The 21176-nt window shown below is 65.3% G+C and carries 23 protein-coding genes; 11 read left to right on the top strand and 12 right to left on the bottom strand.

Annotated elements, in window-relative coordinates; translation table 11 throughout:
• The first annotated feature begins 65 nt into the window (after positions 1-65).
• Together NOF55_RS15550 and NOF55_RS15545 are read left to right on the top strand one after the other, a co-directional pair.
• Positions 66-896 (top strand): L,D-transpeptidase, encoded by an 831-nt coding sequence (locus NOF55_RS15550; RefSeq protein WP_306412316.1) that lies wholly within the window; start codon positions 66-68, stop codon positions 894-896.
• 150 nt (positions 897-1046) lie between these two features.
• A complete protein-coding gene (locus NOF55_RS15545; RefSeq protein ID WP_306412315.1) occupies positions 1047-1763 on the top strand; it encodes a L,D-transpeptidase in 717 nt (238 codons plus the stop codon).
• A 113-nt stretch (positions 1764-1876) separates the two neighbouring features.
• On the opposite strand, the gene NOF55_RS15540 is transcribed toward NOF55_RS15545, so the two are convergent.
• Positions 1877-2332, bottom strand: coding sequence for a MarR family winged helix-turn-helix transcriptional regulator (locus NOF55_RS15540; RefSeq protein ID WP_306412314.1), 456 nt, complete (start codon positions 2330-2332; stop codon positions 1877-1879).
• Between the two features lie 196 nt (positions 2333-2528).
• Between NOF55_RS15540 and NOF55_RS15535 the strand changes: the two genes are divergently transcribed.
• Positions 2529-2954, top strand: a complete 426-nt coding sequence (locus tag NOF55_RS15535; protein WP_306412313.1) for an organic hydroperoxide resistance protein — start codon at positions 2529-2531, stop codon at positions 2952-2954.
• A gap of 129 nt (positions 2955-3083) precedes the next feature.
• Here NOF55_RS15535 and NOF55_RS15530 read toward each other — a convergent pair whose 3' ends face one another.
• From NOF55_RS15530 to NOF55_RS15520, 3 genes are read right to left on the bottom strand one after another with little or no spacing between them, the layout of a single operon-like run.
• A complete protein-coding gene (locus NOF55_RS15530) occupies positions 3084-5084 on the bottom strand; it encodes a primary-amine oxidase (RefSeq protein WP_306412312.1) in 2001 nt (666 codons plus the stop codon).
• A 27-nt stretch (positions 5085-5111) separates the two neighbouring features.
• Positions 5112-5279 carry a hypothetical protein gene (locus NOF55_RS15525; protein WP_306412311.1) on the bottom strand — a complete coding sequence of 56 codons (168 nt, stop codon included), beginning with the start codon at positions 5277-5279 and terminating at the stop codon, positions 5112-5114.
• Positions 5276-6718, bottom strand: coding sequence for an APC family permease (locus NOF55_RS15520; protein ID WP_306412310.1), 1443 nt, complete (start codon positions 6716-6718; stop codon positions 5276-5278). The genes NOF55_RS15525 and NOF55_RS15520 overlap by 4 nt, the downstream gene beginning before the upstream one ends.
• 117 nt (positions 6719-6835) lie before the next feature.
• Between NOF55_RS15520 and NOF55_RS15515 the strand changes: the two genes are divergently transcribed.
• The gene (locus NOF55_RS15515; protein WP_306412309.1) at positions 6836-7858 is read left to right on the top strand and encodes an AraC family transcriptional regulator; all 1023 of its coding nucleotides are present in this window, start codon (positions 6836-6838) and stop codon (positions 7856-7858) included.
• A 9-nt stretch (positions 7859-7867) separates the two neighbouring features.
• Here NOF55_RS15515 and NOF55_RS15510 read toward each other — a convergent pair whose 3' ends face one another.
• The gene (locus NOF55_RS15510; RefSeq protein WP_306412308.1) at positions 7868-8335 is read right to left on the bottom strand and encodes a MarR family winged helix-turn-helix transcriptional regulator; all 468 of its coding nucleotides are present in this window, start codon (positions 8333-8335) and stop codon (positions 7868-7870) included.
• Positions 8336-8430: 95 nt separating this feature from the next.
• Here NOF55_RS15510 and NOF55_RS15505 point away from each other — a divergent pair, with 95 nt between their 5' ends.
• Together NOF55_RS15505 and NOF55_RS15500 are read left to right on the top strand one after the other, a co-directional pair.
• On the top strand, positions 8431-9204 hold the full coding sequence (locus NOF55_RS15505) for a VOC family protein (RefSeq protein WP_306412307.1): 774 nt from the start codon (positions 8431-8433) through the stop codon (positions 9202-9204).
• A gap of 91 nt (positions 9205-9295) precedes the next feature.
• Positions 9296-10078 carry a VOC family protein gene (locus NOF55_RS15500; RefSeq protein ID WP_306412350.1) on the top strand — a complete coding sequence of 261 codons (783 nt, stop codon included), beginning with the start codon at positions 9296-9298 and terminating at the stop codon, positions 10076-10078.
• 314 nt (positions 10079-10392) lie between these two features.
• Here NOF55_RS15500 and NOF55_RS15495 read toward each other — a convergent pair whose 3' ends face one another.
• On the bottom strand, positions 10393-11247 hold the full coding sequence (locus NOF55_RS15495) for a D-amino-acid transaminase (RefSeq protein WP_306412306.1): 855 nt from the start codon (positions 11245-11247) through the stop codon (positions 10393-10395).
• 106 nt (positions 11248-11353) lie between these two features.
• On the bottom strand, positions 11354-12928 hold the full coding sequence (locus NOF55_RS15490; protein ID WP_306412305.1) for a helicase HerA-like C-terminal domain-containing protein: 1575 nt from the start codon (positions 12926-12928) through the stop codon (positions 11354-11356).
• 343 nt (positions 12929-13271) lie between these two features.
• On the opposite strand from NOF55_RS15490, the gene NOF55_RS15485 reads away from it, so the two are divergent.
• A complete protein-coding gene (locus NOF55_RS15485) occupies positions 13272-13661 on the top strand; it encodes a hypothetical protein (protein WP_306412304.1) in 390 nt (129 codons plus the stop codon).
• Positions 13662-13769: 108 nt separating this feature from the next.
• Here NOF55_RS15485 and NOF55_RS15480 read toward each other — a convergent pair whose 3' ends face one another.
• The 4 genes from NOF55_RS15480 to tam all read right to left on the bottom strand — a co-directional run bounded on the left by NOF55_RS15480 (position 13770) and on the right by tam (position 16858).
• A complete protein-coding gene (locus NOF55_RS15480; RefSeq protein WP_306412303.1) occupies positions 13770-14147 on the bottom strand; it encodes a bleomycin resistance protein in 378 nt (125 codons plus the stop codon).
• 273 nt (positions 14148-14420) lie between these two features.
• On the bottom strand, positions 14421-15065 hold the full coding sequence (locus tag NOF55_RS15475) for an outer membrane protein (RefSeq protein ID WP_306412302.1): 645 nt from the start codon (positions 15063-15065) through the stop codon (positions 14421-14423).
• A 134-nt stretch (positions 15066-15199) separates the two neighbouring features.
• On the bottom strand, positions 15200-16027 hold the full coding sequence (locus tag NOF55_RS15470) for an aldo/keto reductase (RefSeq protein WP_306412301.1): 828 nt from the start codon (positions 16025-16027) through the stop codon (positions 15200-15202).
• 60 nt (positions 16028-16087) lie between these two features.
• Positions 16088-16858, bottom strand: a complete 771-nt coding sequence (tam, locus tag NOF55_RS15465) for a trans-aconitate 2-methyltransferase (RefSeq protein ID WP_306412300.1) — start codon at positions 16856-16858, stop codon at positions 16088-16090.
• A gap of 272 nt (positions 16859-17130) precedes the next feature.
• On the opposite strand from tam, the gene NOF55_RS15460 reads away from it, so the two are divergent.
• From NOF55_RS15460 to NOF55_RS15445, 4 genes are all read left to right on the top strand, one after another.
• A complete protein-coding gene (locus NOF55_RS15460; RefSeq protein ID WP_306412299.1) occupies positions 17131-18012 on the top strand; it encodes a branched-chain amino acid aminotransferase in 882 nt (293 codons plus the stop codon).
• Positions 18013-18203: 191 nt separating this feature from the next.
• A complete protein-coding gene (locus tag NOF55_RS15455) occupies positions 18204-18806 on the top strand; it encodes a superoxide dismutase (RefSeq protein WP_306412298.1) in 603 nt (200 codons plus the stop codon).
• A 168-nt stretch (positions 18807-18974) separates the two neighbouring features.
• Positions 18975-19415: a c-type cytochrome gene (locus NOF55_RS15450; protein WP_306412297.1), complete on the top strand. Its 441-nt coding sequence runs from the start codon at positions 18975-18977 to the stop codon at positions 19413-19415.
• 104 nt (positions 19416-19519) lie between these two features.
• Positions 19520-20428: a c-type cytochrome gene (locus NOF55_RS15445; protein WP_306412296.1), complete on the top strand. Its 909-nt coding sequence runs from the start codon at positions 19520-19522 to the stop codon at positions 20426-20428.
• 151 nt (positions 20429-20579) lie between these two features.
• Here NOF55_RS15445 and NOF55_RS15440 read toward each other — a convergent pair whose 3' ends face one another.
• Positions 20580-21170: a type 1 glutamine amidotransferase family protein gene (locus tag NOF55_RS15440; RefSeq protein WP_306412295.1), complete on the bottom strand. Its 591-nt coding sequence runs from the start codon at positions 21168-21170 to the stop codon at positions 20580-20582.
• Positions 21171-21176: the final 6 nt, after the last annotated feature.

Genomic DNA, 21176 nt, shown 5'->3' with positions numbered 1-21176 from the left:
CGCCAGCCTCGCGAAAGGCGCGTCGCGTAGGACGGCAGGGACGTCATCATGCACGAACGGTTCCCATGCAAAGTCTCCGCCACAGCCTTCGCCGCGTTCCCGGTCTTTTCGCTGGTCTCGCCGCCGTCCTTTCCCTGAGCGGCTGCCTTTTCGTCACCGATACGAGCCGCATGAACCCGGATGTCTTCGTTCAGGAGACGATGCCGGTCTTCTATTCGCCCGACGGCCGGCAGGTTGCCGTCGATCCGGCGAGGGTGGAGCCGATCCGGCCCGAGGCCCGTCCGCCGCAGAAGCGCAACCTCTACCAGACGCAGTTCCACCAGACCTATGGCCTGCCGGTGTCCAATCCGCTGCACAGGGCCATGTACGGCGTCATCGGCGATGACGGCCATACCTTGCCGGAAATTCCGATTTCGCGCGTCGATCCGCGCTTCCTGCGGCAGGAGGTGGATTACGCGACCCGCGAGCGGCCCGGCACCATCGTCGTCGATACGAAGGAGAAGTTCCTCTATCTGGTGCAGCCGGGCGGCCGGGCCATCCGCTACGGCGTCGGTCTCGGCCGCGATGGCTATGCCTGGTCGGGCCGCGGGGTGATCCAGTACAAGGCGAAATGGCCGCGCTGGACGCCGCCCGACGAGATGGTCGCGCGCCAGCCGGAGCTGCGCTCGGTTTCCGCCGCACGGGGCGGTGCGACGCCGGGCCTCAACAATCCGCTCGGCGCCCGCGCGCTCTATATCTTCAAGGACGGCAAGGACACGCTCTACCGCATCCACGGCACGCCCGACTGGCAGTCGGTCGGCAAGGCGACGTCTTCCGGTTGCGTGCGGATGTTCAACCAGGACGTCATCGATCTCTTCGACCGGGTGGGGCCGAAAGCGCAGATCGTCGTTCTGTGAATATCACACCCGTCGCAATTCGGCGTGAAAGCTCACATGCGCTATGGCGGCCAGCACGCAATGCGCGTAAAGGACAGGAAAGGGTCGGAACCATCCGGCCCTTCGCCCGTTAACGGGCATATTCCGTTCATTAGGTTTCCCGAATTTCCGATGGATCAGACTTTCTCCCACGGCCGTCGCCGTTTCCTGAGTCTTGTAGCAACCGCGTCCGCCGCCACGCTTGCCGGCTGCGTTTCGCCCGGCCAGCAAGTGGTTTATGTCGATGATGCGCGCAGGCGCATTCCGCCGCCCGAGGCCCCGGCGGCCGGGCGCACGCCGGAACTCGATCTCATGTACGGCGAGATCGTCGACGGCGGCTATGTCATTCCCGCCATTCCATACTGGCGCATCCCCTCGCGCTTCTATCGCCAGCGGGTCGTGGACCCGACCGGCCAGCGTCCCGGCACGGTCGTCGTCGATACGCCGTCGCGCTTCCTCTATCTGGTGGAGCCGGGCGGCAGCGCCATGCGCTACGGCGTCGGCATCGGCCGCGAGGGCTTCTCCTGGAGCGGCGAGGGCGTCATCCAGTGGCGGCAGAAATGGCCGAAATGGACCCCGCCGGACGACATGATCGCCCGCCAGCCGGAACTGGAGCAATATTCGGTGCGCAACGGCGGCATGCCGCCCGGCCTGATGAACCCGCTCGGCGCCCGCGCCCTGTATATCTTCCAGAATGGTGAGGACACGCTCTACCGTCTCCACGGCAACCCGGAATGGAACTCCATCGGCAAGGCCGTGTCGTCCGGTTGCGTGCGCCTGCTGAACCATGACGTGATCGATCTTTACGAGCGCGTTCCGTCGAGGGCCCGCATCGTCGTCTGGCAATAGAGCATGTCCAGCAAAAGTGCGAAGCGGTTTTGCGTCCGGAAATGCGCAAACAAAGAGTTAGGGCATTCCAGCGTTTCCGTGAAACGCTGATGAAATGCTTTAGACTTCAAAGATCAGCCCTGCGCGGCCTGGAGCCGGTCGCGCAGGGCTTGCAGCCGGTCGCGAAGCGCGGCCATCTCCTCGAGGCTGCATCCCGTCGCCACACCGATGGCGGCCATCACCTCAACCGCCTTCGCCTTCAGCGCCGCGCCCGCCGGTGTCAGTGAAACCGTCACCTGCCGCTCGTCGGCGCGATCGCGCTGGCGTGTCACGTATCCGGCCTGTTCCAGACGCTTGAGAAGCGGCGAAAGCGTGCCGGAATCGAGGCCGAGCCGCTCGCCCAGCGCCTTGACCGGAACCCCGTCGGTTTCCCACAACACCAGCATGGCGAGATATCGCGGATAGGTGAGCCCGAGCGGCTCCAGAAGCGGCTTGTAGGTGCGCGTCAGCGCCAGCGATGCGCCGTAAAGCGCGAAGCAGAGCTGGCGGTCGAGCCGCAATTCTTTCGCCAGTGCCTCTTTATCTTCCATGAAACTGTCCTAGTTTCCTTATGACACAAGGTGTCGGCGCAGGCGCGGAAAAAGCGCGCTGCCGACGGTTCGACTCTCTCAACATCGGCATTTGATTGCAATGTGCAAAAATGTATTGTGCGCAATTAAATTGTTCGATATATAAATGATACCGGAAAGCCGGCGAAGTCCGGCGCCACCAGCAAGGAGCAAGATCATGCCAATTCTCTATACGACCGAAGCGACGGCGAGCGGCGGCGGACGTTCGGGCCGTTCCGTGACCGCGGACGGCGTTCTCGACGTCCAGTTCACCGTTCCGAAGGAACTGGGCGGCGACGGCGCGCGCGGCACCAATCCGGAACAGCTTTTCGCCACCGGCTATTCCGCCTGCTTCCTCGGCGCGCTGCGCGTGGTTGCCGGCCAGAAGAAGGTGAAGCTTCCCGATGACACCACTGTGACGGCGAAGGTCGGCATCGGCCCGCGCGACGATGGGCAGGGCTTCGGCATCGAGGCGGCGTTGACCGTCGACATTCCGGGCCTCGACCGCGATCTGGCCGAGGCGCTGGTGGCGCAGGCCCACATCGTCTGCCCCTACAGCCACGCCATGCGCACCGCGACGGAAGTGCCGGTTTCGGTTGCGTGACAACGATAAGGACGGCGAAGAAGCGCCGCCCGCCATCGTCCCGTCCTCTCCTCGGTCATGGTCGGTCCTCGGGGCGGACCCGAGGGTACGGAGACGTGGGCGGACGGACGGAAGCCGTCCTTTCGCGTTTCAGCCGTGGCAGCAGGAGGAGCCGCTTTCCGGCTTCGAGGCGCCGCAGCATTCGCCCCGGTCGCGGTTGTCGCGGCTGTGGGCGTTCTTCTCGGCCGGAATGTCCATCGCGATATTCGAGGCGAAGAAGCCATTCGGCTTCATGGTGAAGCCCGCATATTCGACCGGCATGATCGGGAAATCCTCCGGCTTGCAGATATGGGTGTGGCCGAAGGAGTGCCAGACGACCAGATCGGCGTTTTCGATATTGCGGTTCTGCGCGACATATTTCGGCAGGCCGTCGCCGCCGGCATTGTTGTTGGGATAGTCGCCGGAGGCGTATTTCTCCGCCGGGTCGAAGGCCGTGACCCAGATGTGCTTGGTGGCGAAGGCGCCGCGCTGGGCGACCGTCGCGTCCGGCTGGGCGAGCATGACCGGCGTTGGCATCACGGAAATCTTGTAGCCCGGCGCCTTGCCGACCGCGTTCTTCACATTCGGGTTGATCACCTTCCAGTAACGGCCGGTTTCGCCGCTGGCGATCTCGGGGCTGTCCAGCTCGCGCTTCAGCGTGCGGATCTGGGTCTCGAAGACGTTGCCGTAGGGATTGTCATCGCCCCAGGGGCGGGGCACGAAATCGGTCTGCGTGACGGTGTTGCCGCCGCCGTCGATATCCATGTGCAGGCGGGCATTGAAGAAATGCTGGTGGGTCGGCCCGCCGAGGTTGTCGTCCACCATGCCACCCCAGCGATAGTCCTCGCCATCGGCGACGGCCTGCGTCTGGATGATGCCGGTGAGCTTGGCCTCGAGCTGGATCGTGCCGTCCTGGTAGAGATACCAGTAGAAGCCGTAGTCGTAGTTGCCGACGGTGGCGAAGAAGGAGATCACCAGACGGCGCGAGCGGCGCACCTCGTAGATGCCGTTGCGGAATTCGTAGTGTTTCCAGAGGATGCCGTAATCCTCCTCGTGCATGCAGATGGCGTTCTTCATCACGAAGGGCTGGCCGAAATCGTCGGCTGACGGCACGTCGAAATAATGGATGTGGCCGAGGCAGTCGCAGCCCAGTTCGAGGCAGTTGGCCAGCCGTCCGAGGCCGTATTCGCCGGCGTCGAAGGCGCTCTTCCAGTAATGGTTTTCCGAGGGGTCGGAATAGGGCACGACCATTTCCGTCACCGAGGCGCGGAAAATGACGGGGCGCTGCCTGTCGCCGTCCCGGATCGACAGTTCGTGCAGCACGAGGCCCTCGCGCGGCGTGAAACCGACGCGGAAGCTCCAGCCCTGCCACGTCACCTTCCAGCCCTCGACGGTGAAGCTCGCGCCCTCCGGCTGGACGATGTCGAGCGGCTTCAGGTCGGTGCGGGTCTCGGGAAAGGCCTCGCGGCCGTAATTGCGCTTCTTCTTCGGCACCGGCACGACCTTTTCGGTGTCGACCAGATCGACCACCTTGCCCTGGGTGAGGTCGACGACCGCCACCACGCCGTCGATCGGGTGGGCATAGGCATTGTCGCGCATGTCCTCGCGCCAGAAGGAAATGGCGCGCACGATGCGCCTGCCTTTTTCGAATGGGCGGCCGAAATAGCCGGAGGAGAAGGGGTCGATCTGCACGAGCGCGATCTCCTCATCCGTCACGCCGCGCTTCTTCACGGCGGCGACCCAGCGCGGATCGGCCTTGACGATGGTGTCGATCTGCTCGAACTCGCACAGCATGATCGGCGGCTGGCCGTAGGGCGCCGCCTCGAGCGGCAGCCGGGTGAGGCTTTTCACCGTTGCGGCGGAAAGATCGACGATGGCCTCGCTGGTTTCGGAAGTGACGAGGTTCATCGTCAGGATGAAGGCGAGGCGCGGCAGGGCCTCGCCGTCGCGATGGGCGGCGATGTCGGCCTTGGTCGGCTCCTCCAGCCGCACGATGGGAAAGCGCACCGTTTCCGGCAGGTTTTCCGCGTCCTTGAGGATGCTGACCGCGGTGGCGATCTCGTTGAGGCTCAGCGGATCGAGCGGATGGGTGACGGTGACGGAGGCGTCCATGATGGCTGTTCCCTTGGTTCGTGACGGTTATGCGCGGCCGGAGCAGATCTCGCCGATCATCGCCATGCCGTGGATGCAGAAGAAATCGCAGATCACGTGCGCCTCTGCGGCGAGGACGAGCGTTGCGGCGCAAAGAGTTGCGAAGGCGAGGCCGAGCATGCGGTCGGCGGCGGTGAGGGAAGCGATCGCGTTCATTCGAAGACCTTTCCGAGAGAGGCGTAGAGTTCGGGACGGCTGCGTTTCAGGCGCAGGGCGAAGGCGGCTCCGGCAAGGCCGGTGAGGAGCATGAAATAGGGGAAGGCCGCCACGACCGGGCTTTCGCTGCCGGACAGAAGCGAAAGATTGGCCGAGACGAGGACGAGCGCGCCGGTGAGGCCGAGGAACGCGAGCGCAGGGGCGATCAGCGTCGTCCACGGGCCGTAGCCGGTCGCCGTCTTGCGGAAAAAGGCGATGATGGCCACGCAAACCAGCGCCTGCACGGCCAGGATGCCGATGACGGCAAGCGCTGCCATCCATGAGAAGACGACCGTATAGGGATCGAGGCCGGCGGCGGTGAAGACGCCGAGGATGACGGCGGCGATCGCGCTCTGCACCAGGCCGGCGACATGCGGCGAGCCGTGCTTGGGATGCACCTTGCCGAGGCCGGCGGCGGCCAGCCCCTCGCGGCCCAGCGCGAAGAAATAGCGGTTCAGCGTATTGTGGAAGGAGAGCACGCAGGCGAACAGGCTGGTGATGAGCAGCACGTTCAGCACCTGCGTCGACCAGGAGCCGAGCACGGCGTCGGAGGCGGTGAAATAGAAGGTTTCGAGACCGGCCTCGGCGGAGGATTGCACGGCGGAGGGGCCGTAATATTGCGTGATCGCCCAGGTCGAGAAGGCGTAGAACAGGGTGATCAGCAGCACGGCGGCATAGGTGGCGCGCGGGATCGTGATTTCGGGATTTTCCGCCTCCTCGCCGAAGATCGCGGTGGCCTCGAAACCGATGAAGGAGCCGATGACGAAGACGAGCGCCACGCCGAGGCCGGGCGTGAAGACGGTGGAGGGGAAAAACGAGGAAAAGCCGATCCCGTCCGGCCCGCCGCCGGCCAGAAGGATGCCGATGTCGAGCAGGAGCAGGATGACGATTTCGGCGACCATGCAGACGCCGAGGATCGCGCCGGAAAAGGCGATGTTGCGCTGGCCGCAGACACAGACGACGAGAAGGGCCGCGAACGACCAGACCCACCACGGCAGATCGAGGCCGAGCGGGGCGATGGCGCCCGCCATGAACACGCCGAACAGGGCGTAGATGGCGATCTGCACGGCGGAATAGGTGACGAGCGCCATCAGCGCCCCGCCGACGCCCGCCGGCTTGCCGATGCCGCGGGTGATGTAGGTGTAGAAGGCGCCGGCGCCGCCCACATGCCGGCTCATGGCCGTGAAGCCGACCGAAAACAGGAGGTAGAGCAGGCCCGCCAGCACGAAGGCGCCGGGAACGCCGGCCCCGTTGCCGAAGGCGAAGGCGGCCGGAGACGCGCCGACCACCGCCGTCAAAGGGGCCGCGGCGGCGACCACGAAGAAAACGATATGGGCAAGCCCGACCGAATTGCGCGCGAGCCGCGCCGCGGGGACCGTTGCACCTGCTTCGACTGTCATGCGAACCCCTCTTGCTTGATCGGGGGCAAGAGTAGGTGCGACAAATTGGCGCCGAAATTGCTCGATGCGCCATAGATTCGATCTTTTGCGCCACGCGGTTCCGGGGAAGCTTGATAAATGGCAATTGCACCGCATTTGACCACGAAGATGCCCGCGATTGCGTCAATCCGGGCTTCGGTGCTGAAGCCGCTCGTGAATTATGTCGAGCGGAAAACCGGCAAGGTCGACATCCTTCTGGCTGAACACGGCCTTTTGCGCTCGCAGATGGAGGACCTCTACGCCACGGTGCCGATGGCGCGCTACATCGCCTTCTTCGAGGCGGCGGCGGAGGTGGTGCGCGATCCCTTTCTCGGCGCGCGCATGGGGCAGGCCATGACGCCGGGCGATCTTGGCCCCATCGGCATTCTCTATTCGCTGTCGCCCACGCTGCGGACGGCCTTCCAGCGCCTGTCGAAATATGTCAACGCGCTTCAGGGCGGAACCGCGTCCGGCCTGTTCGAGGAAAACGGCGATGTCGTGTGGACCTACCGGTTGCTCGATCCCGCGCTGTGGCCGCGCCGGCAGGACAACGAGTTTTCGCTGGCCGTCGCCTGCCAGATCGCCCGCGCCTGCTTCGGCAAGGGCTGGCGGCCGCTGGAGGTGCATTTCGAGCATGCCGCGCCGCGCGGCGCCGAAACCCTTCAGCGCATCCTGCGCGCGCCGGTCCTGTTCGGCCAGTCCGGCAACCGGCTGGTGATCGCCCGCGACGATGCCGACCGCCCGCACCGGCCGGAGGACCGGTCGCTGACCGCGATCCTCGAACGGCATGTCGCGGACCTTTCGCCGGAGACCGATCTGTCGCCCAGCCTGACGGAAAAGGTCATGGCGCTGATCGGCATCTATCTCGGGCACAAGCCGGTCACGCTGGCGGTCGTCGCGGCGGAACTGAAGACCTCGCCGCGCACGCTTCAGCGCCGGCTGGCGGAGGAGGGTGTGTCGCTGCGCCAGCTCGTGCAGCGGCACCGCCGGCAGATGGCCGAACTCCATCTCGGCCACGGCGCATCGAGCCGGCAGTTCGTGGCGCAATCGCTGGGCTATGCGGATACGACCGTTCTATGGCGCGCCCGCCGCCGCTGGGACAGGCAGGACGGCAGGGCGTGAAAGACCCTTCTAAGGGCCGCGGTGGGGCGGGTTGGAGATTTCCACAAGGCCCCGGCGCAGGCTGTCGGCGTCGATGGCCGTCAGGGCGTCCTCGACCTCGGCGTGCAGCCGCACCCAGACCGGCAGGGCGGCGGAAAGCGCGGCCATGCCCGCATCCGTCAGGCTGAGCCGCTTGCCCCGCTTGTCCTTCGTGTCCGGCTCCACCGAAACCCAGCCCCGCCGCTCAAGCGGCTTCAGCGCCGCCGTCAGCGTCGTGCGGTCCATCGCCAGCAGGGACGCCACCGGGCCGATGGTCGGCGGCTCCGGCCTGTTCAGCGCCATCATCAGCGAAAACTGCTGGTTGGTCATGCCGTGCGGCTTCAACGCGGCGTCGAACCGGCGCGCCAAGGCCCGCGCCGCCCGCTGCGCATGCAGGCACAGGCACGTATCCTTGACATGAAGCGTTGTGGAAAAGGGAATCACTGCCGTGTTTGACATGCTCAATATATGTTGATATCAACGTTAAAAGTCAAGCACGGAGAACCCGAGGCATCGCCAGCGGGAATGCTCCAACCGAGCGAGGAGGCAAGGGCATGCAGGGCACTTTCATCTGGTACGAATTGTTGACGGCGGATACGGTCGCCGCTTCCGCCTTTTACGGCAAGGTGGCGGGCTGGGAGGCGAAACCCGCCGGAGAGGGCGACGACTACACGCTTTTCAACGTTCCGGGTTTCGAAATGGGCGTGGCGGGCATGATGGCGATCACGCCGGAGATGGCCTGCTCCGATGCCAGGCCGGGCTGGATCGGCTATATCGCGGTGGAGGATGTCGACGCGAAATCCGCGGAGATCGCCAGGGCCGGCGGCACCGTGTTCCGCGCGCCGGAGGACATTCCCGGCATCGGCCGTTTTTCGGTGGCCGGCGATCCGCACGGCGCGGTCTTCTGCCTGTTCGGTCCCAACATGCCGGAAGGGCCGCTGCCGCCGGAACCTGCCCCGAACACGCCCGGCACCTTCGGCTGGCACGAGCTTTATGCCGGCGCCTGGGAGGAGGATTTCGCCTTCTATTCCCGCCTGTTCGGCTGGGAGAAGAGCCTTGCCGTCGATATGGGGCCGCTCGGAGTCTACCAGTGCTTCGGCAAGGACGGTGAGGACCTTGGCGGCATGATGACGGCGACGCCGGAGATGGGGCCGCCCACCTGGAACTATTATATCAATGTCGAGGCGATCGACGCTGCCGCGGCCCGCGTCATGGAAGCCGGGGGCAAGGTCCTGCATGGCCCGCAGCAGGTGCCGGGCAATGCCTGGATCGTCAATTGCCTCGATCCGGAAGGGGCGCTGTTTTCGCTGGCTTCCATGAAGCGTTGATCCCCGAAACGGTCTTTCCGGTTGCGAAACGGGCGCTTTCATGGCCCAATGGTTCCTGCGCCCGCACGCCATGCGGGCCGAGGAGGCGCGCATGCCGGAGGATTTCGGTCAATTCATCTGGTACGAACTGATGACCACGGATGTGGAGGCCGCGGCGCGTTTTTACACCGCGCTTACCGGCTGGAGCGCCAAGACCCTCAGCATGCCGTCGATGGACTACACGATACTGGAACTGCCCGGCCAGCCGGTCGGCGTCGGCGGCATCATGGAGTTGCAGGCCATCCACAAGGCCGAGGGCATTCCCCCGAACTGGAGCGGCTATATTTCCGTCGACGACGTCGACCTGTGCGCGGCCGAGCTTGTCATGCTCGGCGGCTCCATCCGCCGCCAGCCGGAGGATATTCCCGGCGTCGGGCGCCTCGCGGTGGCTGCCGATCCGCATGGCGCGGTCTTCATCCTTTTCGCGCTGGTGCCGGAGGCGGACGCGCCGCCCTGCGCGACGCCCGGTGTTGCCGGCACGATCGGCTGGCACGAGCTCCTGTCCGGCCCGCCGGAGGAAGCCTTCCCCTTCTATGAGAAACTGTTCGGCTGGAAGAAGGCGGATACTATCGACATGGGCGAGATGGGCGCCTACCAGCTCTTCGCCATCGGCGACAAGGTGTCCGGAGGCATGATGCAGAAGCCCGCGGATGCGCCGATGGCCTATTGGGCCTTCTACATCAGCGTTCCCGCGCTCGATGCCGCCGTCGAGACGCTGACGGCCGGCGGCGGCACGGTGGTGTTCGGCCCGCAGGAGGTGCCGGGCGGCGATTTCATCGTTCAGGCCACCGATCCGCAGGGCGCGTACTTCTGCCTTGTCGCGCCGAAGCGGTAAGGCTCGCCGGTTGCCATCCGCCGGACAATTGACACCGGGTTCACGGCTCCCGCTCCTTCTCTCCATTGGGGAGAAGATGACGGGAGCCGGATGAGGGGGCTTCGAGGCAGGACCTTTGCGCTTCGCGCTCCCCCTCATCCGCCCTTCGGGCACCTTCTCCCCGCGGGGAGAAGGGAGAAGCCGCGCCGTCGGCATGACAGGACAGCAAGCTCGCGGTTCCTGCCCCTTCTCCCCGTCGGGGAGAAGGTGGCGGCAGCCGGATGAGGGGGCCGCAGCGTCCCTGTGTTCCTGCGATAGCCCTTGCGGGCGGTGGGTCAGATGGCGTTCGCCAGCCGGTCCTCGATGTAGAGATCGCGGATGCGGGCGGTCAGCGGGCCCGGCTTGCCGTTGCCGACCGGCTGTCCGTCGATGGCGACGACCGGCATGACGAAGGCGCTCGCCGAGGTCAGGAAGACCTCCGCCGCGTTCTTCGCCTCATCGACGGTGAAGCCGCGCTCCTCGACCCTGATCTGCGCCGCGCGGGCAAGATCGAGAATGGAGGCGCGGGTGATGCCGTGCAGCAGCGCGTTGGAAAGCGCGCGCGTCACCAGCGTTCCGTCCTTGGTGACGATATGGGCGTTGGAGGAACCGGCCTCGGTGATCACGCCGTCTTCGGTGAACAGAACGTCGTCGGCGCCCTGGCGCTTCGCCTCCATCTTGGCGAGCGAGGAATAGAGAAGCTGGACGGTCTTGATCTGGCGGTTGACCCAGCGGCCCTCCGGCATGGTGACGACGAAAATGCCGGTCTTCCATTTCGGATTGTCGAGCACGGCGCGTGCCTGCGTGAACATCACGAAGGTTGGCCGGAGCGCGTCGGAATAGAGGAAGTCGCGATCTTCGGCGCCGCGCGAGATCTGGAGATAGACGCCGCCGTCGGACAGCGCGTTGCGGGCGACGATTTCGCGGTGCAGGGTAAGAAGCGCCTCCTCGCTCACCGGCATCGGAATGTCGAGGGCGGCAAGCGAGCGCTTCAGGCGGGCGGCGTGGCCGGCATAATCCACCAGCTTGCCGCCGACGACCGCCGTCACCTCGTAGATGGCGTCCGCGAACAGGAAGCCGCGGTCGAAAATGGAAACGCGCGCCTCGGTCTCGTCGACCCAGTCGCCATTGAGGTAGACGGTTCTCGTCATCGGATGCTCCGCAACGCCCTGATTGTCCGGGCCCTGATCTGTCTGGCGTCGCGCGATCCGGCGCGGCGTTTCTGAGTAGCGGCGAAACGTGCCGCGATTGTGGAGATCAGCGTTTCAGGCCGCCGAGGATGCCGCGCACGATGGCCCGGCCGAGCTGGTTGGCGACCGTGCGGGTCACGCTCTTCATCGCCGTCTCGATCACGGTCTCGCGCTGATAGCCGGAGCGCGCCTTCGGCCGCGTGCCGGACGTCGTGCGGCTGTCGGCAGGCTTGTCGCCGAAGCCGGGCAGGGACCAGCGCCCGCCGGCCGAGCCTTCCTGCGCGCCGGTTCTCGCCCGCTCTTCCTCCTGCTTCTTCGCCGCCTCGGCTTCCGCCGCCTGCCGGGCGCGCTCGGAGAGAATTTCGAAGGCGGATTCGCGGTCGATATCCTTGTCGTACAGGCCGGCGAGCGGGCTGGTGGCGATCACGCCGGCGCGCTCCTGGTCGGTCAGCGGCCCGACGCGGGCCGAGGGCGGGCGAACCAGCGTGCGCTCCACGATGGAGGGCGCGCCCTTGCCCTCCAGCGTCGAGACGAGGGCCTCGCCGGTGCCGAGCGTGGTGATCGCCGCGGCGGCGTTGAAGGCGGGGTTGGGGCGGAACGTGTCGGCGGCGGTCTTCACCGCCTTCTGCTCGCGCGGCGTATAGGCGCGCAATGCGTGCTGCACGCGGTTGCCGAGCTGGGCGAGAACCGTCTCCGGCACGTCAAGCGGGTTCTGCGTGACGAAATAGACGCCGACGCCCTTCGAACGGATCAGGCGCACCACCTGCTCGACGCGCTCGACCAGCACCTTCGGCGCGTCGTTGAACAGAAGATGGGCCTCGTCGAAGAAGAACACGAGGCGCGGCTTTTCCGGGTCGCCGATTTCCGGCAACTGCTCGAAGAGTTCCGACAGCAGCCACAGCAGGAAAGTCGCATAAAGGCGCGGGTTCATCATCAGCTTGTCGGCGGCCAGCACCGAGATCATGCCCTTGCCGTCATGCGAGGTCCGCATGATGTCCCTGATTTCGAGGGCCGGCTCGCCGAAGAAATGCTCGGCGCCCTGCTGTTCGAGAACGAGAAGGCCGCGCTGGAGCGAGCCGACGGAGGCTTTCGAGATCAGGCCGAACTGGCTGGAAAGCTCGCTCGCATGCTCGCCCATGTAGTTCAGCATCGCCTGAAGGTCCTTCAGGTCGAGCAGTGGCAGGTTGGCCTGGTCGGCGATCTTGAAGGCGATGTTGAGAACGCCTTCCTGCGCCTCGGAGGCGTTCATCAGCCGGGCGAGGAGCAGCGGCCCCATCTCGGCAATGGTGGTGCGGACGCGGTGGCCCTTCTCGCCGTAGAGATCCCAGAAGATCACCGGAAACTGCGTGTAGCCGTGGTCGGTGAAGCCGATCTGCTCGGCGCGCGCCGTCACCCAGTCCTTCGGCTCGCCCTTGGCGGCGATGCCGGAAAGGTCGCCCTTGATGTCGGCGCAGAACACCGGCACCCCGGCGCTGGAAAAGCTTTCGGCCAGAACCTGGAGCGTCACCGTCTTGCCGGTGCCGGTCGCGCCGGTCACGAGACCGTGGCGGTTGCCGAACTTCAGCTCCAGATATTCGCCCTTGTTGAGGCTGTCGTCGGGATTGCGGCTGGTGCCGATATAGAGCTTTCCGTCCTGGAGCATGCTGCTGCTGGCCTCCTCATGGGCGGTTCCGGCAGCGTGCCAACGCCTTTGCCCGGTGTCGCCTGAACAAACTGGAGGAGCGTGCCGGCATCCTCGGGATCGCCGGGTCCGCTCCGGGGATGATGCTTTGCCGGAAGCCTCTTGCGTCCGGCGGCATCTTTTCATTGAATCATCTTATCGATCTTATAAGGACAGTCGTCGATGGCGACAACGGGCGCGTGAGTCGCAAAATGCGGCACGGCGGGTCGCTTGCCATGCCCGGGGCGGTCGATTCCGGGCGCTTGTGTTCAAAGAAAAGTTGTTTTACCTTGACGTTAACGTCAAATATGGCAGGAGGAAGTTCATGAACGAAGTCGTTTCCAAAATCGCCGGTCAGGTGGGCATCAGCCCGGAACTGACGGAAAAGGCGCTGGGCATGATGCTTGGCTTCCTCCAGCGCGAAGGCGAGGACGGCCCCGTCGCCAAGATGATCGAATCATTGCCGGGCGCCATCGAACTGGTCGCCAAGTATAATGGCGAAGGTCAGGGCAAGGGCCTTCTCGGCGGCCTGATGAGCGCCATCGGCGGCGGCGGCATCATGGGCCTCGGCCAGCAATTGATGGCAGAAGGGCTCGGCATGAGCGAGATCACCGCGCTCGCCAAGGAAACGATGGCCACCGCCCGCGAATATGCCGGCGACGAGGTGGTCGACAACGTGATCGCCTCCGTACCCGGGCTGAAGCAGTTCGTCTGATTGGGTCTTGCCGGGAAGGGAAGCCGGACGGGCAGGGTGCCGCCCGGCTTCGTTGACCGGCGCTGGCGCATTTCCGGCAAAACCGGTTTCCACTCTTGCTGGAATTGCCTACATCGCCTGGCCGACGTCGATGCGGTTTCCGTCCGGGTCCTCGAAGACGAAGGCCCGCAGCCCGTAGTCTTTGTCTTGCAGGCTCTTGATGATCCGAGACCCGGATCGCTTGCAGACGGTGTGCAGCGCGTCGACGTCGTCCACCATCAGGTGGGCGACATTGAAGGCGGCGGCCTTGTGGCCCGGCTGCAAGGTCAGGTGCAATTCAGCCCCACCGCGCTTCAGGATCATGAAGCCGACGGGATGTCCGTTCTCGAAGATTTTCTCGAAACCGAGGACTCTGGTGTAAAAGTCATGGGCCCTGCCCATGTTCCTGACGGGGAGCGTGGCGGCAATTCGTCCGAAACGGACACCGTGATCGGCGATATCGTTCATCGCGGAACCTCTGCTTGCAAAGTCGCAATCCCTCGCCGGACGGTGCCGGTCGGCAGGATGCGCTTCGGAGTGTGAATCAGCAGGACGGTGCCTACGAAGCAGAGTTTATCGCCTGACCGTTTTCAAGAAAACAGGCAGGCTGAATCATTCGGGACGAGCATCGACCCGGCTTTAGAGCGTTTCCGCTTTTCTCCGAATCGCGAAAACGCTCCAACTCTTTGTTTTTACGCATTTCCAGACGCAAAACCGCTACACACTTTTGCTGGAAATACTTTAGAACTTCACGCCGACGCCCACCGTCACACGGTTGTCCTTCATGTCGAAGGTCGAGGGGCCGATGTCCTTCTTGCCGTAATCGTTGAAGCGGTATTCGACGCGGCCGAACATGCCGTCGGTGATGGCGTAGTCGACGCCCGCGCCGACGGTATAGCCGTTCATCGTGCCGCTTTCCTTCGTCACGCCGGGAATGTCGGTATAGCCGCTGGCGGCGGTCCAGCCCGCCGCGCCGTAGATCAGGGCACGATCGACGGCATAGCCGAGGCGGGCGCGCACCGCGCCGGACACGTCGCTGCCCGCGTCGCCGAGGCCCTGCACGTCGCTTTCGTTCCAGGTGTAGCCAATGTCGCCTTCAATGCCGGCGACGAAATTATTGTCGAACTGGTGGTTGAACCCGGCAAATGCGCCGAGAACGCCGCCGTCGAAGCTTTCCCGGCTGCGCACCCCGCCCAGCGTGAAATCGCCGGAAAGCCAGCTTCCGCCGCCCTGCACGCCCAGATAGGGGCCGGACCACGTGAAGGGCACGGGGGCGGGGTTGTCCACGGGCAGGGGGGCTTCCGGCGGTGCGCTCACGGCATCCGCAGCCATTGCCGGCAGCGCGAACGCAGCGGTCACAACGGTGGCGAGAAGCATCGTCTTCATGACAGTCTCCCTTGTCCTTCCCTGGAACATCCGGGCCTTATGTCCTTTCAATGCGCGGGCGGCGATTTCGATCCCGCCCGAAGCGCTTTTTCAGGCATTATAGCATCATGCACTGCGAAAGTGCCGGAAAAATGTCAGTCGTCCCACGCCTCGGCGAGTTCGGCCGGATCGACGATCCTGCCGTCCGGCTGCGCCATCGCGTGGATCGCCTGCATTTCGTGGTCGGTCAGCGCGAAGTCGAAAATGTCGAAATTCTCCTTCAGGCGGGATTCGGTGGCGGTCTTGGAAAGGGCAACAAGCCCCTCCTGCTGCACCACCCAGCGCAATGCCACCTGCGCGGCGGTCTTGCCGTGGGCGGCGCCGATCTCGCGCAGAAGCTGGTCCTTCGGCACGCGCCCGTCGGCCATCACGTAATAGGCGGTCACGGAAAGCCCGTGCTTGCGCGCCGCGCCGATCACTTTCGTCTGGTCGAGATAGGGGTGATATTCGACCTGGTTCGTCGCCAGCGGTACGTCGGACAGGCTGACGGCCTCCTCGGTCATCGCCGCGTTGAAGTTCGAAATGCCGATATGGCGTGCCTTGCCGGCCTTCACTACCTCGTTCAGCGCGCCGATGCGCTCGGCCAGCGGCACGTCGCTCTTCGGCCAGTGGAGCAGCAGCAGGTCGACATAATCCGTCTTCAGCTTCTTCAGGCTCTCGTCCACCGAGGCGATCAGGTCCGCGCGGCGGAAACGGTCGACCCAGACTTTCGTCGTCAGGAAGATGTCCGGACGCGGAACGCGGCTCTGGGCGATGGCGGTGCCGACCGCCGCCTCGTTCCCGTAGATCTGCGCCGTGTCGATATGGCGAAATCCCAGCGCGATGGCCTTGGGCAGGATGGCGAGAACCTCGTCCTCCGGCATGCGGAAGGTTCCGAAACCGAGCGCCGGAATGTTGGCGCCATTGGATGGGACGACGTGCATGGCTGGTCCTTTCGAATAGTCGTATTCAATCGTTCTCAGATAGGTTGTCGCAGGCGGCGGTCAAGCCCTGACCGCCACGACGAACAGGCGCGGAAAGCGCAGAAGCCGCCGTCCATCGGCCATCGGCGGATAGGAGCGGTCGATGCGGGCGGTGTAATCGGCGAGGAAGGCGTCGCGGTGCCCGGGGCCGGCTGCGTCGAGATAGGGGCGAAGCCCCGTGCCCTTCACCCATTCGACGATCGCTTCGGCATCCGCCATCGGATGATTGTAGACCGTATGCCAGACGTCGATGCGGGCCGCCTTCGGGCCGAGGCGGTCGAAATAGGCGTCGGGCGCAGGAAGCCCGGGACGGCGCATGCGTCCGCCGGCGAAGGCCGGGCTCCAGGGGCCGGCGCCTCCGGTTTCCTCCATCGCCAGATGTGAGGGCTCGCCGAGATTGTCGGGCATCTGCATGGCCAGCACGCCGCCCGGCCGCAGGCCGTCCATCAGCCGCACGAGCACGTCGAGATGATCCGGCACCCACTGGAAGACGGCGTTGGCATAGAGGAGATCGACCGGCCCCGCCGGCTGCCATGCGGCAAGGTCGGCCTTTTCGAAGGCGATGCCGGGCAGGCGCCTGCGGGCGGCGTCGAGCATGTCGTCGTCGCTGTCGAGGCCGCTGACCGCGGCCTGGCCGAATCGTTCGGCGAGAAGCTCCGTCGAGTTGCCCGGCCCGCAGCCGAGATCGACGGCGCGCGCGGCGTCGGTCAGCGGCACCTGGGCCAGCAGGTCGCGCGCCGGACGGGTGCGCTCGTCCTCGAATTTCAGGTATTGTCCGGCAGACCATGCCATTCCCGGTGTCCTCCCGTCGTCTGGCCCGCATCGTGGCACGGCGGGCGCCGCCTGCAAAGCCGCTTCGTCGTCCATCATTTTTTGTGATGGACGCTGCACGACAACGTGTTGATTCGGTAAAAAATTCCCCCCCGTCCTGTGGCGCCGGCAACGCCTTTTCCGTGAAATACGCGGCAGGCGGCAATTTCCGCTTGACCTCGCCCGCGGCCTTGGCCTTGAGTGCCTCCGGCCCGTGCGCCGGATACCGTGGCGCCTTGCGAAGGAGATGAGAAATGGCTGTCGATACCAACCCGCGATCCACGACCTGGACCTATGTCGAAGGCGAATGGCTGCCGGGGAATCCGCCGCTCATCGGCCCCACCTCGCATGCGATGTGGCTGGCCTCGACGGTGTTCGACGGCGCCCGCTGGTTCGACGGCGTGGCGCCCGATCTCGACCTGCATTGCCAGCGCGTCAACCGCTCCGCCGTCAACATGGGCATGAAGCCGCTTCGCTCCGCCGAGGAAATCGCCGCGCTTGCACTGGAAGGCGTCACGAAGTTCGATGGCAAGACTGCCATCTACATCAAGCCGATGTACTGGGCCGAGCATGGCCGCCCGGGCTCCGTCGTCGCCCCGGACCCGGAATCGACCCGCTTCGCGCTTTGCCTGTTCGAAGCGCCGATGGACGCCGGCGTGGCGCTGACCCTGACCGTTTCGCCCTATCGCCGTCCCTCGCCGGAAACCGCGATGACCGACGCCAAGGCCGGCAGCCTTTATCCGAACAGCGGCCGGGCCATCATCGAGGCGCGCGCGCGCGGCTTTGACAACGCCCTGATGCGCGACATGAACGGCAATGTCGTGGAGACGGCGGCGTCCAACGTCTTTCTCGTCAAGGACGGCGTGGTGATGACCCCCGTGGCCAACCGCACCTTCCTGGCCGGCATCACCCGCTCGCGCGTGATGGGGCTTCTGCGCCAGAACGGCTTCGAGGTGCGTGAGGCGACGCTTTCGGTCGAGGATTTCATGGATGCCGACGAAATCTTCTGCTCGGGCAACTACTCCAAGGTCTCGCCGGTGACGAAGCTCGACGGGCGCGATCTCCAGGCCGGTCCCGTCGCGGCCAAGGCGCTCGACCTCTACATGGACTGGGCCCGCTCGACCTCGGACCGCTGAGACCGGGAAGCGCTGCCGCCGCCTCGTTAGGGCGGCGGAAATTCCTGCTCGCCCGGCAAAGAAATTGAGTAAACAGTTTCGGGGACTTGGCTGTCTTTTTGACGATTTGCAGGTTGCCTATGACGGGTCCCGCTCCTATGTTCCAAGGCATGCGTTTTTCCATTTTCGAAAAGCCCAAGGAGGATTGACCAATGGCTTTTGAACTTCCCGCACTCCCCTACGCCTACGACGCTCTCGCGCCCTATATGTCGGCCGAGACGCTGGAATATCATCACGACAAGCACCACAACGCCTATGTGACGACCGGTAACAAGCTTGCGGCCGAAGCGGGGCTCGACGGCCTCTCCGTCGAGGAGATCGTGAAGAAGTCCTACGGCACCAACCAGCCGCTGTTCAACAACGCCGCCCAGCACTACAACCACGTCCATTTCTGGAAGTGGCTGAAGAAGGACGGCGGCGGCACCAAGCTGCCGGGCAAGCTGGAAGCCGCGTTCGCCTCCGATCTCGGCGGTTACGACAAGTTCAAGGCCGATTTCATCGCCGCCGGCACGACGCAGTTCGGTTCCGGCTGGGCCTGGGTGTCCGTCAAGGACGGCAAGCTTGAAATCTCCAAGACGCCGAACGGCGAGAACCCGCTGGTTCACGGCGCCGTGCCGATCCTCGGCGTCGACGTGTGGGAACACTCCTACTACATCGACTACCGCAATCTGCGTCCGAAGTACCTCGAAGCCTTCGTCGACAGCCTGATCAACTGGGATTACGTGCTGGAGCTTTACGAAGCCGCGGCCAAGTAAGACAGGCCGCCCCTGCCTCGTACGATTGGAGACCCCCGGCGTTAAAACCGGGGGTTTTGTTTTGAAACTCAACAGATTGTGACTTTGCAGCCGCCGTCCGGAACGGGCAAGAATGGAGCCGTGCCGCGACTTCCGGCACCCGTGCCGCATCCTATGGAGACGTTACCCATGACCATGAAACCCGCTTTCGCCGTCATCCTCGCCGCCGCGCTCTGTTCCACCGCCGCTCTTGCCGCGGAGCCGCAGGAGATTCGCCAGCAGCAGATGAAGGAAACCGGGGCGGCCTTCGGGGCGCTCAACGCGATCGCCCGGGGCCAGCGGCCGTTCGATGAAGCCACCGTCAAGGCGTCACTCGACAAGCTTGCCGAAATCAGCAAGGATTTCCGCAACCACTTCCCGAGGGGATCGGAAACCGGTTTCGAATCGGAGGCCGGCATCCGGATCTGGCAGGACGAGGCAGGCTTTGCCGCCGCCAACGACAAGTTCGCTGCCGATGTCGAGGCCGTTCTCGCCCATGCGCCGGCCGATCAGGACGGCGTTCGCGCGGCCGTCGGCACCATCGGCGCCAATTGCGGCGCCTGCCACGAAAGCTTCCGCGTCAGGCGCTGATCGCGTCCGGGCATCGGCGACGAATGGGGGCGGGCCGGGACGCCTGCCGCCCGCCGTCGTGCCCAGGGGGCTAGCGGGCGAACGTTTCGGCAGGGGGGAAGCGAATGAGATTGGGAAAAGCCGTTGCGGCCCTGGCCGTCATCGTCGCTGCCGGCGCGGGCGCCGGTCTTTGGCTGACGGCGCCTGCGCCGCTGCCGGACGAACACTGGGAAAGCCTCGAGGCGCCGGACATCGCAAACGGCAGGACGCTCTTTTATGCCGGCGGCTGCGCAAGCTGCCATGCCGCAGCCGGCGCGGAAGGCGACGCGAAGCTCGTCCTGTCCGGCGGGCTGGCGCTGCCGAGCCCGTTCGGCACGTTTCATGTTCCCAACATCTCGCCGGACGTTTCTGCCGGCATCGGCGGCTGGACGCTGGCCGACTTCGGCAATGCGATGAAGCGAGGCGTCGGCAAGCAGGGCGAGCATCTCTATCCGTCCTTCCCCTACGGTTCCTATGCGCGCATGCAGGATCAGGATATCGCCGACCTGTTCGGCTTCCTGCTGACGCTGCCGGCGAGCGCCAACGTCGCCCCGCCGCATGACCTGCCGTTTCCGTTCAACATCCGCCTGGCCGTCGGCGGCTGGAAGCTGCTCTATCTGGACGACGGGCCGCGGGTGGATCTGGCCGGCGCCGGCGAGGCCGTGCTGCGCGGGCAATATCTGGTCGAGGGGCCGGGACATTGCGGCGAATGCCACACGCCGCGCAACGCGCTCGGCGGTTTCGTCAGCGGCCAATGGCTTGCCGGCGGGCCGAACCCGGAGGGCGAGGGCCGTGTGCCGAACATCACCCCCGGCGCGCAGGACATGGCCTCGTGGAGCGAGGAGGATATCGCCGCCTATCTCGAAACGGGGTTCACGCCGGACTACGATTCCGTCGGCGGCTCGATGGTCGCCGTCCAGCAGAACATGGCGCACCTGACGGCGGAAGACCGCGCCGCGATCGCCGCCTATCTCAAGGCTATCCCGGCAAGGTAGGGTTCACAGGAGCGCCGGAGAATGGCCCGCCGGCGCGATGCACACGCAAAGGCCGGTCGATCTATAAGGCACCCCGCTCACGGCTCTTGCCCCTTCTCCCCGCCGGGGAGAAGGTGGCGGCAGCCGGATGAGGGGGCGATCCCCGTTCGCCTTACGAAGCCTTGCGATAGGCGGCCGGGCAATGCTCCTCGGCGAAATGCGCGAAGTGCTCGCTGGCTTCCGGCGTCATGACGCCCAGCGCGGCCAGCATCTCGCGGGCGAAGCTGAGCGGCGCCATGCCCGACGCGGTGACGATATGGCCGTCGCGAACCGCAAAGGGCACGTCCAGATAGCTTGAATGGCCGTGATAGTGCTCGCTCTGCGCCAGAAAGGCCAGCGAATTGCCGGTGTGGGTGATGCCGCGCAGGATGCCGGTGCGGGCGATCGCCAGCGTTCCGGCGCAAATGCCGCCGACGGCGCGGTCCATCCGGCGGAAGGCGCGCACGGCGGGGCCGATATCCGGCGCGTTTTCCGTTTCCCAGATCATGCCGCCGATGATGGCGAGGCCGTCGAAGCGTTCCGGCACGAGATCGTCCAGCGCCATGTCCGGGGTGACGCGCAGCCCGCCCATCGAGGTGACGGGCGTGCCGCCCGGCGAGGCGGTGACGGTCTCGACGCCGAGATAGGCCCGGGCGAACGCCATCAGCGGGGCGGCTTCCCAGTCGGCAAAAGCATCGGTCAGAAGCACGGCAAGTTTGGGCATGTGTTC

This window comes from Ectorhizobium quercum (assembly GCF_026552795.1).
Taxonomy (GTDB): Bacteria; Pseudomonadota; Alphaproteobacteria; order Rhizobiales; family Rhizobiaceae; genus Ectorhizobium; species Ectorhizobium quercum.
This window is presented reverse-complemented; position numbering and strand designations above follow the sequence as displayed.

What these genes read in the sequence shown, in the direction of transcription:
- NOF55_RS15510 (WP_306412308.1), bottom strand. Translation starts at nt 8,335, where the DNA reads ATGTCAAACACGGCAGTGATTCCCTTTTCCACAACGCTTCATGTCAAG.
- NOF55_RS15540 (WP_306412314.1), bottom strand. Translation starts at nt 2,332, where the DNA reads ATGGAAGATAAAGAGGCACTGGCGAAAGAATTGCGGCTCGACCGCCAG.
- NOF55_RS15535 (WP_306412313.1), top strand. Translation starts at nt 2,529, where the DNA reads ATGCCAATTCTCTATACGACCGAAGCGACGGCGAGCGGCGGCGGACGT.
- NOF55_RS15530 (WP_306412312.1), bottom strand. Translation starts at nt 5,084, where the DNA reads ATGGACGCCTCCGTCACCGTCACCCATCCGCTCGATCCGCTGAGCCTC.
- NOF55_RS15455 (WP_306412298.1), top strand. Translation starts at nt 18,204, where the DNA reads ATGGCTTTTGAACTTCCCGCACTCCCCTACGCCTACGACGCTCTCGCG.
- NOF55_RS15490 (WP_306412305.1), bottom strand. Translation starts at nt 12,928, where the DNA reads ATGCTCCAGGACGGAAAGCTCTATATCGGCACCAGCCGCAATCCCGAC.
- tam (WP_306412300.1), bottom strand. Translation starts at nt 16,858, where the DNA reads ATGGCATGGTCTGCCGGACAATACCTGAAATTCGAGGACGAGCGCACC.
- NOF55_RS15480 (WP_306412303.1), bottom strand. Translation starts at nt 14,147, where the DNA reads ATGAACGATATCGCCGATCACGGTGTCCGTTTCGGACGAATTGCCGCC.
- NOF55_RS15450 (WP_306412297.1), top strand. Translation starts at nt 18,975, where the DNA reads ATGACCATGAAACCCGCTTTCGCCGTCATCCTCGCCGCCGCGCTCTGT.
- NOF55_RS15440 (WP_306412295.1), bottom strand. Translation starts at nt 21,170, where the DNA reads ATGCCCAAACTTGCCGTGCTTCTGACCGATGCTTTTGCCGACTGGGAA.
- NOF55_RS15520 (WP_306412310.1), bottom strand. Translation starts at nt 6,718, where the DNA reads ATGACAGTCGAAGCAGGTGCAACGGTCCCCGCGGCGCGGCTCGCGCGC.
- NOF55_RS15545 (WP_306412315.1), top strand. Translation starts at nt 1,047, where the DNA reads ATGGATCAGACTTTCTCCCACGGCCGTCGCCGTTTCCTGAGTCTTGTA.
- NOF55_RS15485 (WP_306412304.1), top strand. Translation starts at nt 13,272, where the DNA reads ATGAACGAAGTCGTTTCCAAAATCGCCGGTCAGGTGGGCATCAGCCCG.
- NOF55_RS15495 (WP_306412306.1), bottom strand. Translation starts at nt 11,247, where the DNA reads ATGACGAGAACCGTCTACCTCAATGGCGACTGGGTCGACGAGACCGAG.
- NOF55_RS15460 (WP_306412299.1), top strand. Translation starts at nt 17,131, where the DNA reads ATGGCTGTCGATACCAACCCGCGATCCACGACCTGGACCTATGTCGAA.
- NOF55_RS15445 (WP_306412296.1), top strand. Translation starts at nt 19,520, where the DNA reads ATGAGATTGGGAAAAGCCGTTGCGGCCCTGGCCGTCATCGTCGCTGCC.
- NOF55_RS15505 (WP_306412307.1), top strand. Translation starts at nt 8,431, where the DNA reads ATGCAGGGCACTTTCATCTGGTACGAATTGTTGACGGCGGATACGGTC.
- NOF55_RS15470 (WP_306412301.1), bottom strand. Translation starts at nt 16,027, where the DNA reads ATGCACGTCGTCCCATCCAATGGCGCCAACATTCCGGCGCTCGGTTTC.
- NOF55_RS15475 (WP_306412302.1), bottom strand. Translation starts at nt 15,065, where the DNA reads ATGAAGACGATGCTTCTCGCCACCGTTGTGACCGCTGCGTTCGCGCTG.
- NOF55_RS15525 (WP_306412311.1), bottom strand. Translation starts at nt 5,279, where the DNA reads ATGAACGCGATCGCTTCCCTCACCGCCGCCGACCGCATGCTCGGCCTC.
- NOF55_RS15500 (WP_306412350.1), top strand. Translation starts at nt 9,296, where the DNA reads ATGCCGGAGGATTTCGGTCAATTCATCTGGTACGAACTGATGACCACG.
- NOF55_RS15550 (WP_306412316.1), top strand. Translation starts at nt 66, where the DNA reads ATGCAAAGTCTCCGCCACAGCCTTCGCCGCGTTCCCGGTCTTTTCGCT.
- NOF55_RS15515 (WP_306412309.1), top strand. Translation starts at nt 6,836, where the DNA reads ATGGCAATTGCACCGCATTTGACCACGAAGATGCCCGCGATTGCGTCA.